The sequence below is a fragment of the Vibrio sp. ECSMB14106 genome, assembly GCF_000972265.1.
In the GTDB taxonomy this organism is placed as follows: domain Bacteria; phylum Pseudomonadota; class Gammaproteobacteria; order Enterobacterales; family Vibrionaceae; genus Vibrio; species Vibrio kanaloae.
In genome coordinates this window covers 81,995-98,581 of sequence record NZ_LAUM01000014.1, presented here as the reverse complement: position 1 = coordinate 98,581, position 16,587 = coordinate 81,995, and the positions used below count along the sequence as shown (strand labels likewise).

Here is a 16,587-nt window from a genome sequence, read left to right as displayed (position 1 = left end):
TTTTATTATCTGCCAGTGATTTTTAGCGGCGTGCCTATACCAATCGCGCCATGTGATAAGCCGCGACATAATTACCATTTCTAAAAGCAAAATTCGCAGACTCCCCTTCAATAACAAAACCGAACTTCTTATACAGGCTAATCGCTCTTTCGTTATCGGTATAGACAGTTAACTCCATTCGCTTGATGTTAATCCAGTTATCACACAAGTCGATCGCGGTCGCGAGTAACTGACTACCGACTCCTTTGCCTAATACATCGTCTTTAACACCCATACCAAATGAAGCAACATGACGCCTTCTCGGGTTTACACACACTTCCATTCCCAAGTTACCGACAATTTCCCCATCGATCAGCGCGACATAGGAATACACATTATCAGGCATATTAGAAATTCGTTTTTGCCAGCTTTCCAGAGATGGATTTGGGAGTTGCAGCGTACCAGTATAAGCATTAGTGCATTCGTAGATTTCTTTTATTCCCTTCGCATCTGACGGTTCAGACCGTCTCACTATAATACTCATCGCAACTCCTACTATTATTCTTCACTAATTGTGATGCACATCCTCAATGTGCACTTAAACACACTAACAAATAGTGAATATTAAACAATAGGTTAATTAAGAATGTTTTTGTTAGAGCTACAGGTTGGATAGGTCTTGATGATCCGAAGAGAACATGAGTTTGAGGAACAAAAACCAGAAACGCATATTTCTGGTCTTCTTTTTTTTATTGCGTAAGCGACTAGGACTCTGTTTCCGAATCACTTTTCTCTAAACTCATAACGTTCAAAACAGCGAAGGAAGCAGCCAAGAATAGACCTAATATCCAAACAAAATACCACATGAAAAACTCCTTAATACAGTGAATGGCTATTACGTTCGACATACTCGCTATCGAGTCGCCCAAACATGGTGCGGTAGCTAAAAGCGGTGTAACACAGAATTATGGGCACCATCACAAACGCTACCCCTGTCATGATGTTCAAGGTCAGTTCACTCGATGTCGAATCCCAAAGAGTTAAGCTATGACTTGGATTAACACTAGACGGAATGATGAATGGGAACATCGTAAAACCAGCCGTTAATACAATGCACGCATTAGTAAAACTGGAGCTGATGAAAGCCAGCGCATCCCATTTTAATCTCGCACTCACCAGCACCAATAGCGGAATTAGAACACTGCCAATCGGCGCGAACCACATCCAGGGGTAAGTTTCGAAGTTAGTTAACCAAGCGCCAGTTTCTGCTATCGCTTGTTTGTTTAACGGATTTGAAACAGCGCTATGGTTCAACTCACTAACAATCAGATAACCATCAATGTGGCTTATTATTAAACCACCTAGCACCATAAGACTAGCCACAAGTATCGCACTCACCTGCGTAACCAATCTTACCTTTGTATAAAGCGCATCTGTGGTTTTCATCATCAGCCAGGCACTGCCTTGCAACAACGCCATTAATAACCCAACGAAACCACACAACAGAGCGAATGGATTAAGCAAATCAAAAAACGAGCCGTGATATTCAACCATGAGCAAACTATTCAGAGAGAATGGAAGCCCTTGCATTAAATTGCCAAACGCGACACCAAATAAAATCGGCGGGAAGAAGCCTGAAAACGAAATCGCCAGATCACACACTTTTCGCCATTGATCGTTATCTATCTTGGCTCGATATTCAAGCGCAAGAGGACGTAGCCACAATGAGATCAGTGTTAAATACATCGCAACATATAAGCTTGAAAACGATGTCGCATACACCAGAGGCCAAGCAGCAAACAAAGCGCCACCTGCGGTAATGAGCCACACTTGGTTGCCATCCCAATGGGGTGCGATGGAGTTAATCATCACGCGCCTTTCAGAGTTGGTTTTACCGATAAACGGCAATAACGCCCCTACTCCCATATCGAAGCCATCGGTGATCATGAAGCCAATCAGCAATACACCGATTAGCGCCCACCAAATTAAACGTAATGTGTCATATTCGAACATGAGTCAGTCACCTTATTGTTGAACTTGTTGTGCCAATTTGGCTTCAAGTGATGTTGTTTGTTCATAGTGATAACGCCCTGTTTTCAAACTACTTGGGCCTTTTTTAGCGATGGTAATCATCAAGTAACTTTCAACAATGATGAATACGGTATATAGGCTGATAATGAGAGCAAGAGACGTGAGCAGGTTTCCAACAGTTTGAGAAGAAGCCGCCACCGTCACAGGAAGAATTTCACCAACAGCCCAAGGCTGACGGCCGTATTCCGCAACAAACCAGCCAGCTTCAATCGCAATCCAAGGTAATGGAATCGACCATAGCGCCGCTTTGAGTAGCCAAGGCTTTTGCGTAATATTTTTACGGTAGGTTTGCAGGAAGGCCGAACCAAAGACAAACAACATAATGAAGCCACAACCCACCATGATTCTGAATGACCAAAACAGAGGCCACACAGTTGGGATTGAATCATCGGCTGCTTGTTGGATTTGCTGTTCAGTAGCATCAGTCACGGTATCTGTGTATCGCTTAAGCAATAAGCCATATCCGAGGTCTTGCTTGGTTTGATCAAAGGCTTGTTCCGTCTCATGTGAGGTATCACCAGATCGCAAACGCTCTAGCAATTCATAAGCAATAATACCGTTTCGAATACGCACTAAATGTTGATCACGCAACTCATGAAGACCCGTCACTTGCTCGTCCAAAGATCGCGTTGCGATAATCCCCATCACATAAGGAATTTTCACAGCAAAGTCGGTTTTACCCTCCTCTTGATTTGGTAATCCGAATAAGGTGAAAGCCGCTGGTGCAGGTTCGGTGTGCCATTCCGCTTCAATTGCTGCGAGTTTTACTTTTTGAACGTCACCCAGTTCATAACCAGATTCATCACCAAGTACGATTACGGAAATGATCGACGCTATTCCAAAAGATGCGGCCACAGCGAAAGAGCGCTTGGCAAAGGCAATGTCTCGACCCTTCAGCAAATAATAAGAACTCACACCAAGAATAAACATCGCACCGCAGGTATACGCCGAAGCGACCGTGTGTAAGAACTTAACTTGAGCCACTGGATTAAGCACCACTTCCGCAAAACTGGTCATCTCCATACGCATGGTTTGGTAATTAAACTCTGAGCCAATTGGGTTTTGCATCCAACCATTGGCGACTAAAATCCACAGTGCAGAAAAGCTTGAACCTAAAGCCACCAGCCAAGTCACGACAAGGTGTTGGCGTTTGGATAGCCTTTCCCAACCGAAGAAGAAGAGCCCAACAAAAGTGGATTCGAGGAAGAACGCGACAAGCGCTTCGATGGCTAAAGGCGCACCGAAAATATCGCCGACATAGTGAGAATAATAAGACCAGTTGGTGCCGAACTGGAACTCCATGGTTAAGCCAGTCGTAACACCCAACGCAAAGTTAATACCGAACAATTTGCCCCAGAAGCGTGTCATGTCTTGATAGATTTGCTTACCGGTGAGTACATAGATCGACTCCATGATCGCCAATAAGCATGACATACCGATAGTTAATGGGACGAAGAGAAAGTGGAACATAGCGGTTAGCGCAAACTGTAAACGCGACAATTCAACTACATCAAACATTTAAGCTCCAAACATCATAATGATGGCTTTCATATTAATAATTGGAGCGTATTTCAGCACAGTTCTAACGAACCAAACTAGAACAGATTGATCATTAAAAAACAGAACAGATTGTTTATCCAGTCAATAAATGACTAGCATTGAGGTAAAACCAATCGATAACTTAGCTAACGGTTGAAGCTTGCAGTTCCATGGTTCTGATTAGGTTGCCTAGCGTTTGAATGGCGTCTGCGATTTTATCGTCACAAGCGTATGAACAATTCAAGCGAATGTGATGGGAGAACTTTTTGTCACTACTGAATATGATCCCTGGAGCGACAGATATATTGCGTTCAAGAGCTTGCTCATAAAGCTTCTCAACACAAACCGAGTGAGGCAATTCTATCCAAAGGAAGTAACCGCCTTGGCTTTTGTGAATCAGACTACTTTCAGGCAAACTGGATTCTAGAAGTGCTATATGTGCCTTCTTCCTTTCATTCAAAAGCTTGCGAAGTTTTTTAAGGTGGTTGTCATAACTATAAAACGTCAGGTAGTGAGACAGTCCAAGTTGGATAGGAATGCTACTTGAGAGCGTTGACAGGTGCTGTAATCGTTGAATCTTCAGCGCTTTTTTACCAGCCACGACCCAACCAATTCGAAAACCGGGAGACAGTGATTTGGAAAACGAACCACAAAGCATGATCTGTTCATCAGAGTCATAGGCTTTGGCGGGTAATGATGTTTGATTACCAACGTGAAGTTCTCGGTATACATCGTCTTCGATCATCGGGATCTTATGTTGATTCACCAACTCGGCCAGTCGTTGCTTGTTTCTGTCACTCATCGAATAACCAACTGGGTTTTGTGATTCTGTCATGAACCAACACGCTTTAATGTCCATTGATGCAAACACTGACTCCAACACATCGAGATCTATACCCGTTTCAGGGTCTGTTGGTACCTCAACTGCCGTCAGGTTAAGCCTTTCAATAGTCTGTAATACACCGTAGAACGCAGGATACTCGATAGCGACTAAGTCACCCGGCTCTGTGCAAGATTGCAAACAGAGATTAAGCGCTTCCATCGCACCAGAGGTAATCACGATGTCATCAGGCAGTACATTTAGACCGTGCACTTGGTAACGCTGAGCAATTTGTCTACGGAGTGTTTCACTGCCCGGAGGCAAATTGGTAAGCATGCTGTTATCCGGCATTTGACGGCTGGCGTTGGCTAAGCTGCGTGACAATGCTTGATGAGGAAACAAGGCAGGGTCTGGAAATGCCGAGCTGAGTGGAATAACACTAGGATCTTTCGCTCGTTGGAGAACATCGTAAAGCAGATCACTGATCTTAACGGGATACGGCTTGATGGCTTTGTGTTGCGCGTTTTCTGAAGTGAATACATTTCTGCGAGGTAACACGAAATAGCCTGACTTAGGCTTTGAGCGTACATAGCCTTGATCTTCAAGCTGCTGATAAGCTTGCAATACCGTCTCGATGCTAAGTTTGTACCGCTTACACGCATCTCTAATTGATGGGATCTTCTCACCACTCAGCCAAATGTTTTGCTATATCTGATTCTTGATTGTATTGGCGAGTATCTGTGATTTTTTCATCAATAAATTCTTTTCTATCTAATGCGCTTAAAGATTACCTAATCATGGATATTCGAGTTACGCGGGTATTCAAGGTAAACCAAAGCCCTACCCTAAACCCAATTACCTTCACGGTCGACTTGTTTATCTCTCCCATAAGAAAAGGCACCACACTCATCAATCGAGTGTGGTGCCTTAATTACTTAGTTACGTCGTTTAGATTAACTAGCTGACTAGTTAGCTGGACGCCAAACGCCCCATTTGTCGTTATCGTATGTCGCTTGAGGGTTTGCACCACCTTGAACCCACCATTGCGCTTTCCACGATTGGTTTGAGTAAGTCACAACTTCACCACCTAGATAAGTTGCTGATGAATCCCAAGTGCCAGGGTCTGGAGTCGGATCAGGATCCGGCGTTGGATCTGGGTCTGGTGTTACGCCAATGTCATCAGTAATCACTTCGAACGTAAAGGTTTCCACACTGTTGCTTTCAATAGAGCTAGCCATAAACGACAAGGTTTCATTGGCCGTAATACTAGTCGTATCTACAACAACTGACGCAGTTCCGTTATTTTGGATGTTTACTGCAGAACCTTGAGTTTGAGTTAATGTCGCCGCTTCGCTTGTTGCAATCACAACTTTGTCGCCAGCATTCACTACGTTGTCACTCTTCACTAGCTCATAGATATCGCCTTTCAATGGTTCAACACCACCGTTGCCACCTTCAATCAATGTTAGCTGACCTGAAGCACGGCCATCCTTTGAGTTAAAGAAGTTGCGTGTAGGATCGTTTTGGAAATACATGTAATGCTGCATTTCATCATGCCAATCACCAATGAACACCGCGCCATCTTTAAACTCTTCATGCCAACCGTTGATTTCAGAAGCTAGCAGACGAGCCCAATCGTTCACATTGGTCGCATCAATCACGATATCGAAGCTACGCGCTATTTCACCATACTTGTTGATGATGTCGTACTTAACCGTGTCACCAACTTGTGGAGTACCAAATTGCTCTGAAATAAATAGGTCGCCACGCTCTAGATCAGGCTCAAGGCCTGGCTCTGGTGGAGGGGTTGTATCACCCGCGATAGTGATGTCTGAACAGTTGTAGAAGCCTTCACCCGCAGCATCGTCACGTTGCCAACGTACGTATAAGATTGCGTCGCCAGAACGGTCAGATGGAATCGTTACGTTAATCCGGTATTTACCACCGCTTACAGGAACATTGCCCACTTCTTGGATAAGCTCTAAGTCTCCCCACGCTAGGCCTTTGCTCAGGTCTGCGTTTGGCTTCGTTAGGTAGAACTCCCAGAATGAAGGGTTGTGCGGTGCCGTCGCGTTGAATACATATTCAAATGTACCTGTACTTAGCTCGGTGCGAGTCCAACCAGTGTGAGGCGCACCCATACCGCGTTTTTGCGAATCATTGGCGTAACATAAAGTGCCGTCAGGAATCGCCGCCTTTACAGCATTGATGTTGTTGAAATCTTGAATGTTTTTTGCGTATTCGTTACGTTGAACGAACGGGTATGAGCCAGAAATATCTTTCGCTTGCGCACATGCAGCATTTGGTGGTGTACCCGACCAAACCCCGCCTTGCTCGTAACAGGTGTTCTGACGTGCACTTGGAAATTCAGACCAGCCATGAGCATTTGCCACTGACGGCACACTCGATAGCATAGCCATACCCACTGCTATTTTTAGAATATTATTATTTATTGTTGTCACTTTCCCACTCTCTATTATTTTAACCCTACACAACACTAATATTGGCTAACCAACCACCAATACTGTTAGAAGATTTATAGTTTTGACTTGAAGAAGAACAACAAAAAATATATACATCAACACCGTCTATAACAGCGGGGATTATATTAATAGGAATCGGAATCACACAACTCAAGTAAATGTGTTGTCGATAAATGATGTTGCTTCGAATTATGACATTTCAGTATTCTGTGTTGATTGAGGGAGCATTATTCGGAATAAATAAAACAGCGACTTTATGATTAAACCGCTTTGGGGATATAAAGGCGTTAGGTAGTAAGAAGATATTTAATAACGGCTATGCATGCCCATGCGATGTGACATGTCATCGTCCATACGACCGCCTTTCCAACCGCCGCCACCCAAAAGATTGAGCACATCATGCGCGGTGTAATTCTCGCCGCCGAAGAAATCATTAGACACATCATTACGTAACAGCTGGATAGTGGGAACCAATTCAACATCTAAATCTTGTGGATCAGCAAACAAAGCCAATGCGATTTGTTGTTGGCGCTTACTCAATTCACGAGAACTCGTTTCTACCTGACCAATCGAGAAAAAGTCACGGCTTCCATAGCTCTTTACCAACCTTGCAGACAGTAGCTTAATAACCTTTTTGATCCTTCGTCGCTGAATATATCTAAACACTCTAATTCCTCTTCCAATTTACAAATATCACACCAAATGTTGTTCAGGTTTGAGCAACACTTAGAATGTCACCCTTTATGACGATGCTCAATATATAACGTCAGTAATATACTGATTAACAATGCGAAAAAGCAATTTCGAGACAAATACTCTTTGCACCGCTTCTCATTGAAACGGATCAAAAAGTAAATTCTTAGGTAAACCATGGTTCAGAACACTAAGCACTTTCTCACGTAACCATAAGGTCCCTTGATCACGTTGATGGCGCACATGCCAAGACATCGAAATGGGCCCCGGTGGCATGGTGAATGGCGTTTTCTTAATCACCAGATCTCCCTTACTCACGCTCTCCAATATTATCGGTAATGGAATCGTCGTGATCATGTCAGTATTGACTAGCAACCTAGGTATGGAGTAACAGTGGTTCACCGTCATGGCGATGCGCCGTTTCATTCCCTTCTGTCCTAGTAACATGTCTACCCCGCCTTTCGCTTCACCTGATAACGAGAGCAACAAATGATCAGCACGAGCAAAAGCACTTAGCGATAGCTCTTCATTTGCCAACGGGTGATCGGCACGCATTGCGCACACAAAGTGATTATCAAACAGATGTTGAGTTTGTACTTGAGCTGAATTGCCTTCGAAATAATCCAAGACCATATCGACATCGGCACTGAGTAATAACTTTTCTCCATTGACGTTGTAAGGTACGGCGTGAAGATTAACGTCAGGTGCTTCAAGCTCTATTCGTTGCTTTAACGGCAGCCAAAACAGGTCTGCCATCCAATCTGTGGTTGCGATTCTAAACGTGCGCTTTAACGTCGCAGGATTAAACTCATCACGCTCAGTTGCAATCCGTATTGCCTCTAACGGATCACCAATTGTTTTCCACAACTCGACGGCATAAGGGGTTGGGCGAATCCCTCTTCCTTGTTTCACGAATAAAGGATCTTTCCAAACGTGACGCATTCGAGAGACGGCGTTCGATACCGACGGTTGCGTCATCGATAATCGATCTGCGGCCACGGTAATCGAGCTTTCCTGCATGATTGCATCAAAAATAACCATTAAATTCAGATCGACATTCGCCATCTTACTTGCCTAGTTACACGGGGAGTTAGATGAATGAGTATCGACAAAATCATCATATTAATCAATGCATATTATACCAATCATCAATTAGACGATAAGTAACAAGTTGGGCAAAGTGAGTTCCACAAACAGATTAACCCGCTGGTAGAAAAACAAGTCAGATGACTCACTTATAAGGAAATACGATGAAAGCCGTGTATTTAGAAGAGTATGGAAGTGCGCAGAACTTAACGTTCGGCGATATAGCTAAACCCACCATCACACCAAATCAAGTGCTGATCAAAGTACAAGGCGCGGGGGTAAACCCTGTCGACTGGATGGTAAGAGAGGGATTCCTACGGGCTAGCGGTCAACATGAAATGCCACTCATTGTTGGCTGGGATGCAGCAGGACAAGTTGTCGAAAAAGGCAACAATGTAAGCAACCTTAAACTTGGGGAGCTGGTCTATGTATATGCACCCATTTCTGAACAAGGCTCCTACGCCGAATACCTTGCTGTCGATAGTGATTTAGTAGCAAGTGCGCCCAAGTCTCTCGACATCGTGACCGCCGCAGCTGTGCCATTGGCCGCAACAACAGCATGGCAAGCACTTGTTGAAGGTTGCCAACTCAAAGCAGGTCAACGTGTCCTTATTCACAATGCATCCGGAGGTGTTGGTAGCTTTGCAGTTCAAATAGCGAAAGCGCTCGGTGCTTATGTTATCGGAACAGCATCAGCCAGCAACAAAGCCTACTTAACGGCTTTAGGGGTCGATCAATTCATTGATTATCAAACTCAACGCTTTGAAGACTTTGTTGATGAGTTAGATGCTGTGCTCGTCGCTGTTGGGGGTGATGGCATCGCGGAGCGTTCACTCGAAGTCGTACGAAAAGGTGGCAACGTAGTTTCACTATTAGATGACATTGAAAGCACATTACCACTGCAACTAGGCGTAAATTTTCAACGTTGGTGGGTTTCACCCAATGCCAGAGATCTACAACGTATTGCCGCTTTAATTGATGATGGCGTAATCAAAGTGAACATCGATAAGGTGTTCCCACTATCTAAAGCCGCTCAAGCACAGGAGTTAAGTCAATCGAAACGTGCTCGTGGCAAAATCGTATTGGAAGTTTCGCTGTAAACACTATCAAGTAGAGAGGATATAAAATGGCCATTAAACAAGCTTTTCGCAATAAGAACCTACCAGATATGAGCAATGCGTTTAGTTGGGGACTGAAACTAAGTGAATTCAGCGAAGTCTTCTTTGTGACAGGGCATGCTGACTGTAACCCGGACTTTATCACTCAACACCCTAATGATCCTGTTGCTCAAACACGATTAATTTTAGACCAAATGAAGGCATTCTTAGAAGAAGCTGGCTTTAGTGTTAACGACATTGTCAGGACGGATTGGACATTTACCAACGAAGTAAACTCTGCACAATTCGAAGGCATTGCTCATGTTTGGGAAGAGTTTTTAGATGATGTTGAAGTAAAACCAGCAACAGGCACGTTGCGCTATGTTCAACGTTTAGGGATGCCAGATATGATGGTTGAATATGAGATGATGTTAGCCCGATAACTGCCGAGCTTTCCAATCCTAAGATTCAACTGTCTTAGCCAAGCGATAAAGGCTTAACCAAATAACAGATAAGTTTGATTATCGACTGAGATACTTTTGACTTCAGTGTTGAACACGGACTCTAGCTGTTCAGGCGTAAGAACTTGTTCTGCACGACCTGATGCTTGAAGTACGCCTTTGTCGAGCAGCAACACTTGGTCGGCGTGTCTTAAGGTGCGGTTCAGATCGTGATTTGCCATGATAACGGCGATGCCCTTCTCTGCCACTCGTTCGATGAGCTTGTATAACAAGGCTTCTTGAGCAATATCCAACGGAGCTGCGGGTTCATCGAGGATCAGCAGCTTTGCGTAAGGATTAAGCGTCGGCCAAATTTGTAGGCACATGCCCGCCAAACGAACGCGTTGCCATTCACCACCAGACAAGGTCTGAATGGAACGATGAAGTTTGTCTGCAATGTCTAGCATCTGGCTGATTTCGTCCAAAGCTGCGTTGATTTCAGCATCAAGGCCATGCGATGAACTTGGCAATGACAACGCAAGGTATTGGAACACTTCCAAGTTGAAGGCTGGCCTTGCGCTTTGGCACAGATAAGCACGGTGTAATGATAAATCTTGTAGCGACAACACTGACAAGTCTTGCCCATCGATCTTGATATCGCCTTTATAGCCATCACCAATACCAGATATCGCTTCGAGTAAGGTACTTTTACCGCTGCCATTCGGGCCGATAACGTGGGTCACCTGCCCTTGCGTGAGCTCAAATGATATTGGTAATAAACGAGCGCCGACGCTCAGGCTCTTAATTTGAATCATGATTTTTAATTAACATCCAAATGAAGATAGGCGCACCGATACTGGTGGTCATCACACCCAAAGGCAATTCTGCAGAATCGAGTAATGTCCGCGCGCAAATATCAGCAAACACCAACAATGCAGCGCCAGCAACGGCAGACAAAGGAAGAAGATATCGGTTGTCGGTACCAATTGCTAAACGCAACAAGTGGGGCACAACCAAGCCAACAAAGCTGATCACGCCGCCTAAGGCAACCGCGCAGCCGACTAAAATAGACACAGCGAAGATTAAACGCCAACGTAATTTCGGAACGTTCACACCCAGTTGCGCGGCATGCGTTTCGCCAATCATCAGTTTGTCTAGCTTACTGCCTTGCAAACACAACCAAATAATCACGGGGATCATCACTAACGTGAGCGAGTGTTGATACCAAGTCACGCCACCCAAGCTGCCCATCAGCCAATACATCAACAAGCGTAGGCTTAAGTCGTCACTAAAATAGAACGCCCATGTCACCATCGCGCCAGAAAGAATGCCTAATGCGACACCCACCAGCAGTAATTTAGCCGTGGTGAGTCGCATCGTTTTTACCATGCTCACCAGTATCACGGTGAAACAAAGCGAGCCTAAAACGGCGGCAATCATGAACAGTTCAGGTGTGGGAGCAAACGGTAAGAAGAACAGTACGATAACCATCGCCAAACTTGCGCCACCAGAAATGCCGAGCACACCTGGCTCTGCTAATACGTTACCCAATAAGACTTGTAAGCTTGCGCCAGATACCGCTAGCCCTGCCCCGATGGCAATCGCTGCTAATAATCGAGGTAAGCGTAAATCAATCAGTAGTTTTTGTTCTAACGTGGACAAGGTGCCCAGAGGGGAAATGAAAAGATCGCCAACCATCAGGTAAATCGCACTCAGCGCGACAAGCAGTACTGCCATCAGATAAATGGCTCGGGTCCATTTGCGCTGTTTTTGGTGAAGAAGTTGTTGGAAATCCATATCAAGCTACTTTGAAATTGTTCGCGTAACCTTACCTGTATCCCTAAATAAACTCAAGGCTCACACCGTAATGTGAACCTTGATATTTCAACCAGTTGAGCGGTTGTTTTCGTCGCTTTAACCCAGCTCGGTATTAATCGTACACAAGCTGACCGTGGTCGAATCGTGTTTCAACTTCGCACACCATTAAGGCCGCTCGTTGACCGATAGCAACGTTACGATTTGGGAATACCACCGCTTCGTTTTCATTCTTCGCCATCAATGGCTTATCGCCATCATGACCAAACACTTCACCGTGCTTGAACGCCGTAAAGTTTTCTACGTCATCAGAGAACATGAAATCAAAGTCATCGTGCAAACGAACAATGGTTCGGCTTACGCGATAAGTAATGGTTTTCTTTGGTAAATGCTCTGGTTCTATTTCAGCAATCAGATTGCGCATTGCCAAATCGAAAGCCGTTAACTTATCAAGTTGGTTCTCGCCAATTCTTGCTACCTGCCCTAGCTCCATTGTCAGTGCTTGGGCTTCGAAGTTTTCAGCGCTGTACCAACTGAAAGTGCTCGTTGGCGCATTCGACAACAACACAGCTTCAACGTGAGCACTGTTAATGAAATCGAACAAGGATTTACTGCGAACTTCGTGGCGAACCTTAGGGCTTACGGCGAAAGAGTAATGTTTAGACAAACGGATCGCACAGTGCAGATCTAAGTGCCAACGAGTGGCAGGTACCGTTTCCTTGTAAAACTCAGTAACCAAGTACTTAAGGTTCTTCGCGATATCCACTTCTCGATTGCTTTCGTGCTGTTTTTCATCAAACAGACGGTTCATATTCACATCAAGAAAACGAGTATGCGCGTTGGTTGCTTCTGGGTGAGCAATGATGAACAAACATCTTGCTGTCACGACTTGGAAGCCTGTTTCAATATCCTCAATGAGCTTATCAATCAGCTCCATTGGTGAAGTTTCGTCGCCGTGAACACCTGTTGAAAAGATGATGTTCTTGGTTTCAGAATTATACTCTGCGGGAATCACTTCCAATACACCGCGTTGATGAAGCTTAATTTGAACACCGTTACTAAGTACGGTCTGTCCTGCAACCACTTCTTGCTCAAGATCTAGGCTGTCAAAAAGAAATGATTGGCGAAAGAGGGTCTTCGTCATGCGTTACTCCTTAATTGCACGGCCGTATGTTAATAAATTGTACATAGAAATTGTGTTGCTAGGATCGCACTTATCAATAGAAACTCCGTTATCACTCACAAATACTACCCATATATTTTTATATTACCTGCTGACTTTACTAACCGACTTCTGTTCCAAATAACTTTCTCTATTTAAAGCAACTTTTGGCTGTCTCAGCTTTTCTCAAGTCATGTCAGCAAGATAAGAGCCACGTAAGCTAACACAGCTCTTACCTGCCATGAACAGATTGAGATCAATTAATCTTCCTGATCGAGCAATCTTTCAAATTCATCGATTTGGACTTTGACCATGTCGATGCTTTGTTGCCAAAAGTCAGCTTGAGTCAGGTCCATTCCTAAGTGCTTTTGAACGACTTCTTCCGCCATCATGCTGCCCGTATCACGAAGCAACGAAACGTAATCGCCGTAGAATTGCTCACCTTTCGCATCGCGCTGAGCGTAAACACCTTTACTGAACAAATAGCCGAACAGGTATGGATAGTTATAAAAGCTCACTTGAGAGATGCTGAAGTGCAGTTTGCTCGCCCAGAAATAAGGGTCGGCTTCTGTCATTGCATCGCCGTACCACTCTTTCCAAGTTGTTTCCATCAAGTCACACAGCTGCTGAGCCGTGAGCTCGCCTTTTTCACGCTGCTCGTAGAAGGCTTTCTCAAACTCAAAACGAACGGGAATGTTCACCATTAATGCCAAAGAAGAAGAAAGCTCTTCCCACAGCATTTCAAGTTTTTCATTGCGTGTTTGTGCTTGTTGTAACAAGTGGTCACGAACGATGTTCTCAGCAAAGATAGAAGCGGTTTCTGCCAGCGTCATTGGGTAGCGTGTCTGACATAATGGCATATCTTTCATCACCCAATTGTGAAAAGCATGGCCGAGTTCATGCGCTAAAGTCATTAGGTTTGAGCGGCTACCACCCCAAGTCATGAAAACGAGCGGCGTACGTGTAGCAGCAAATTTAGTGCAGTAAGCCCCTAAGCGCTTGTTGGCAGCAGGTGCAGCATCAATCCAACCATTCTCAACCATCAAACCCACAAATTCAGCCATCTCTGGATTGACTTCATCAAAAGCAGTTTTGATTACTTCGATCGCTTCATCAAAAGAATAAAGCTTGGACTCGCTGTCACCGAGCGGTGGCATTGCCGCTAAATGGTTCCAAGGTTTCATTTCATCTAACCCGTGAACTCTTGCCATTAACAGGCCTGCTTTCTGGCCTACTGCTCGATTTGCCTTTGCTACCGACATCATGGTGTCTAGCGTTTCTGGCACAATGCGGCTGCCGTGTAGGCTTGGATCAAGGAAATGCACATCGCTAATCTTCGAGCGCTTTTTGTTTTCAGTCAGTCGCCAACCCGCCAATGCATTTAGGATCGAAGCAAAAGACTCTTGATGCGTCTTCATTGCGCCTTGAACCGCGCGCCATGCCGGTTCTTGTTTGTCGAATTCGCTGCCGTACAACAGGCTCGCGGCTTGTGAAAAACCTAGAGCTTCGTCTTCACCGTCCAGCTTTAGCGATAGTTTTAAAGAACCGGTTAGGTTGTCGTATAAACGCCCCCACCCATCACGGCCATCAACCTTCATCGCCGCTAACAACTGCTCTTCAGCAACACTGAGTCGGCTGCTCGATAATTTTCGTGAACTTTCAATCGCAAAGCGTTGCCCTACAACATCCGCACTCTCATGCTCTAATACTGCATCAATAAATTCTGGTTCTGCGTGAATTAGCGTGTCTTCGTAAGGGCTAAACGCTTGAGACATTTCAGAGTTCAACTTCGCGACACGGCCAAGCAATGCTTTGGCTTCTGTATGTGTTGCATCTACCGATGCGTGGCAGTTGGCAAAAGTATTGATGGTGCTCAGTAACGTGCCAGCCGCTTCTGAAGTCTGAATGGCGTTTTGCATCGCTAGAATGACATGGCGAATTTCAACATGCTGATACAACAGCTCAATACACTGTTGAATGAGTTCAATATCCTGTTCGATTTTTGCATCATCTAGATCGCGATAAGCAATACTGAGATCCCAACTTGGTGTGGTCATGACTAAATTCCTTTCACGTAGGTAACGGCTAAAACCACCGTCTTACACTTTTAATATATTTAAAATTGGTATAACTGTGTATTTTTGAATGCTTACAGAACAGGCAGCCCTATCGCTTTGACGCAGATAAAGCTCTGTGCAAACTGAGTGACTTGAATATGGGTAATTGAGGCATTCTCGATCGATAATTTCGAGTACAAACTTGGATTTTTCCAATTAATATCAAGGCAGTGCGCGAGCAGTACTCGAATCACACCACCATGAGTAACCAATAATAAATTATCACTTGGATCGCTAAAAAGTTGCGCCCAAGCTTGAGTTACTCTGTCGTGGAAGCTCTGTAAGCTTTCTGCGCCTGTTAATCGATGATTAGCAGGGTCTTGCCAAAAGGTTTCTAACATTCCCCACTTGTCTTCAAGCTCATCAAATGGGACACCATCAACTTCACCGAAGTTCATTTCTTGAAAGCCTGATGTCGTCGACAGAGGTACAGACATGCGCTGTGCATACAGGTTTGCTAGATCACTGCATCGTCTTAATGGCGAGGTAACCACACCATCAAAAGAGACATCGTGCTGCACCAAGGCTTCACAAATCTGCTGTTGAAGGTTTGGGTTAACCAATACGTCAGATACACCGTTCAGAGCCGTTTTACCTTCTACCTTTCCATGCCTCAGCAAGTAGATATTTTTGGTTGTTCCATTGTCCATGTGTGTACCTAAACTTAGGAATGAGTCTAATAATTCGACGGTTTCAAGATCAATGGCAACCCTGCTGTGACCAGTGTGACTCGTTCGACAACCCGAGCTAATGCTTGGTTCATTCGCCCCGCATTATCAACAAACAAGCGCGACACTTTTCCTAGCGGAACTACACCAAGTCCAACTTCGTTAGACACAATGATAATTTGCGCCGGACTTTGCTCAACGCTTTGCACTAAAGCCTCAATCACAGTCTCTACTTGTTCATTGCTTGCATCATCGCCCAATTCAAAGATGAGGTTGTTAAGCCATAGTGTTAAGCAATCAATCAGCACCACATCACCTTGATTAAATGCCTTCAGTTTAGTGGCTAATTCAATCGGTACCTCATGTTCAACCCAATGCTGACCTCGACGTTGTTGATGATGCGCTATTCGTTCTCGCATTTCATCGTCAAGGTAAGTGGCTGTTGCAATGTAATGCAAACGCCCATTTGAACATGCAGCCAGGGCACTTAACGCTTGTTGCTCTGCATAACTCGACTTGCCAGAACGAGCTCCACCCAATACCAAATGGCTGTTTCGCTGACTTGCTTGAATAGTTTGATTCGTATTTTTCATAGGA

Annotated in this window: 16 protein-coding genes; 2 read left to right on the top strand and 14 right to left on the bottom strand. The window is 44.6% G+C overall.

The features are described from left to right. Positions 1-34: 34 nt before the first annotated feature. The 8 genes from WR49_RS11520 to WR49_RS11485 all read right to left on the bottom strand — a co-directional run bounded on the left by WR49_RS11520 (position 35) and on the right by WR49_RS11485 (position 8,670). Positions 35-523 (bottom strand): GNAT family N-acetyltransferase, encoded by a 489-nt coding sequence (locus tag WR49_RS11520; protein WP_017057416.1) that lies wholly within the window; start codon positions 521-523, stop codon positions 35-37. A gap of 220 nt (positions 524-743) precedes the next feature. Further along, positions 744-845 carry a cytochrome bd-I oxidase subunit CydX gene (gene cydX / locus WR49_RS21015; protein ID WP_017057417.1) on the bottom strand — a complete coding sequence of 34 codons (102 nt, stop codon included), beginning with the start codon at positions 843-845 and terminating at the stop codon, positions 744-746. A 10-nt stretch (positions 846-855) separates the two neighbouring features. Continuing rightward, positions 856-1,992, bottom strand: a complete 1,137-nt coding sequence (cydB, locus tag WR49_RS11510) for a cytochrome d ubiquinol oxidase subunit II (RefSeq protein ID WP_046224104.1) — start codon at positions 1,990-1,992, stop codon at positions 856-858. 12 nt (positions 1,993-2,004) lie between these two features. Then, a complete protein-coding gene (locus WR49_RS11505) occupies positions 2,005-3,588 on the bottom strand; it encodes a cytochrome ubiquinol oxidase subunit I (RefSeq protein WP_046224103.1) in 1,584 nt (527 codons plus the stop codon). A gap of 163 nt (positions 3,589-3,751) precedes the next feature. Continuing rightward, complete coding sequence (locus tag WR49_RS11500) at positions 3,752-5,128, bottom strand: aminotransferase-like domain-containing protein (RefSeq protein WP_231574699.1); 1,377 nt, start codon at positions 5,126-5,128, stop codon at positions 3,752-3,754. 266 nt (positions 5,129-5,394) lie between these two features. Beyond that, positions 5,395-6,849 (bottom strand): lytic polysaccharide monooxygenase, encoded by a 1,455-nt coding sequence (locus tag WR49_RS11495; RefSeq protein ID WP_046224102.1) that lies wholly within the window; start codon positions 6,847-6,849, stop codon positions 5,395-5,397. A gap of 369 nt (positions 6,850-7,218) precedes the next feature. Further along, the gene (locus WR49_RS11490; RefSeq protein WP_046224101.1) at positions 7,219-7,578 is read right to left on the bottom strand and encodes a DUF6559 family protein; all 360 of its coding nucleotides are present in this window, start codon (positions 7,576-7,578) and stop codon (positions 7,219-7,221) included. Positions 7,579-7,743: 165 nt separating this feature from the next. Next, on the bottom strand, positions 7,744-8,670 hold the full coding sequence (locus tag WR49_RS11485; protein ID WP_046224100.1) for a LysR family transcriptional regulator: 927 nt from the start codon (positions 8,668-8,670) through the stop codon (positions 7,744-7,746). A gap of 185 nt (positions 8,671-8,855) precedes the next feature. On the opposite strand from WR49_RS11485, the gene WR49_RS11480 reads away from it, so the two are divergent. Together WR49_RS11480 and WR49_RS11475 are read left to right on the top strand one after the other, a co-directional pair. Then, on the top strand, positions 8,856-9,791 hold the full coding sequence (locus WR49_RS11480) for an NADP-dependent oxidoreductase (RefSeq protein WP_046224099.1): 936 nt from the start codon (positions 8,856-8,858) through the stop codon (positions 9,789-9,791). A gap of 26 nt (positions 9,792-9,817) precedes the next feature. Then, positions 9,818-10,231: a RidA family protein gene (locus tag WR49_RS11475; protein WP_046224098.1), complete on the top strand. Its 414-nt coding sequence runs from the start codon at positions 9,818-9,820 to the stop codon at positions 10,229-10,231. A 53-nt stretch (positions 10,232-10,284) separates the two neighbouring features. Here the strand turns inward: WR49_RS11475 and btuD are convergent, their stop codons facing one another. From btuD to cobU, 6 genes are all read right to left on the bottom strand, one after another. Continuing rightward, the gene (gene btuD, locus WR49_RS11470; RefSeq protein ID WP_046224097.1) at positions 10,285-11,043 is read right to left on the bottom strand and encodes a vitamin B12 ABC transporter ATP-binding protein BtuD; all 759 of its coding nucleotides are present in this window, start codon (positions 11,041-11,043) and stop codon (positions 10,285-10,287) included. Next, entirely contained in the window at positions 11,030-12,025 is a 996-nt protein-coding gene (gene btuC / locus WR49_RS11465; RefSeq protein WP_046224096.1) for a vitamin B12 ABC transporter permease BtuC, read from the bottom strand. Before btuC ends, btuD begins: the two co-directional genes overlap by 14 nt. Positions 12,026-12,158: 133 nt before the next feature. Next, positions 12,159-13,187: a succinylglutamate desuccinylase gene (locus WR49_RS11460; RefSeq protein ID WP_046224095.1), complete on the bottom strand. Its 1,029-nt coding sequence runs from the start codon at positions 13,185-13,187 to the stop codon at positions 12,159-12,161. A 278-nt stretch (positions 13,188-13,465) separates the two neighbouring features. Then, positions 13,466-15,262 carry a M3 family oligoendopeptidase gene (locus WR49_RS11455; RefSeq protein ID WP_046224094.1) on the bottom strand — a complete coding sequence of 599 codons (1,797 nt, stop codon included), beginning with the start codon at positions 15,260-15,262 and terminating at the stop codon, positions 13,466-13,468. Between the two features lie 92 nt (positions 15,263-15,354). Next, positions 15,355-15,972 carry an alpha-ribazole phosphatase family protein gene (gene cobC / locus WR49_RS11450; RefSeq protein ID WP_046224093.1) on the bottom strand — a complete coding sequence of 206 codons (618 nt, stop codon included), beginning with the start codon at positions 15,970-15,972 and terminating at the stop codon, positions 15,355-15,357. Positions 15,973-15,998: 26 nt separating this feature from the next. After that, on the bottom strand, positions 15,999-16,583 hold the full coding sequence (cobU, locus tag WR49_RS11445; RefSeq protein ID WP_046224092.1) for a bifunctional adenosylcobinamide kinase/adenosylcobinamide-phosphate guanylyltransferase: 585 nt from the start codon (positions 16,581-16,583) through the stop codon (positions 15,999-16,001). Positions 16,584-16,587: the final 4 nt, after the last annotated feature.

Bases quoted from the DNA above. Each gene is read 5' to 3' on its own strand.
- WR49_RS11520 (WP_017057416.1), bottom strand. From the start codon at position 523: ATGAGTATTATAGTGAGACGGTCTGAACCGTCAGATGCGAAGGGAATA.
- cydX (WP_017057417.1), bottom strand. From the start codon at position 845: ATGTGGTATTTTGTTTGGATATTAGGTCTATTCTTGGCTGCTTCCTTC.
- cydB (WP_046224104.1), bottom strand. From the start codon at position 1,992: ATGTTCGAATATGACACATTACGTTTAATTTGGTGGGCGCTAATCGGT.
- WR49_RS11505 (WP_046224103.1), bottom strand. From the start codon at position 3,588: ATGTTTGATGTAGTTGAATTGTCGCGTTTACAGTTTGCGCTAACCGCT.
- WR49_RS11495 (WP_046224102.1), bottom strand. From the start codon at position 6,849: ATGGCTATGCTATCGAGTGTGCCGTCAGTGGCAAATGCTCATGGCTGG.
- WR49_RS11485 (WP_046224100.1), bottom strand. From the start codon at position 8,670: ATGGCGAATGTCGATCTGAATTTAATGGTTATTTTTGATGCAATCATG.
- WR49_RS11480 (WP_046224099.1), top strand. From the start codon at position 8,856: ATGAAAGCCGTGTATTTAGAAGAGTATGGAAGTGCGCAGAACTTAACG.
- WR49_RS11475 (WP_046224098.1), top strand. From the start codon at position 9,818: ATGGCCATTAAACAAGCTTTTCGCAATAAGAACCTACCAGATATGAGC.
- btuD (WP_046224097.1), bottom strand. From the start codon at position 11,043: ATGATTCAAATTAAGAGCCTGAGCGTCGGCGCTCGTTTATTACCAATA.
- btuC (WP_046224096.1), bottom strand. From the start codon at position 12,025: ATGGATTTCCAACAACTTCTTCACCAAAAACAGCGCAAATGGACCCGA.
- WR49_RS11460 (WP_046224095.1), bottom strand. From the start codon at position 13,187: ATGACGAAGACCCTCTTTCGCCAATCATTTCTTTTTGACAGCCTAGAT.
- WR49_RS11455 (WP_046224094.1), bottom strand. From the start codon at position 15,262: ATGACCACACCAAGTTGGGATCTCAGTATTGCTTATCGCGATCTAGAT.
- cobC (WP_046224093.1), bottom strand. From the start codon at position 15,972: ATGGACAATGGAACAACCAAAAATATCTACTTGCTGAGGCATGGAAAG.
- cobU (WP_046224092.1), bottom strand. From the start codon at position 16,583: ATGAAAAATACGAATCAAACTATTCAAGCAAGTCAGCGAAACAGCCAT.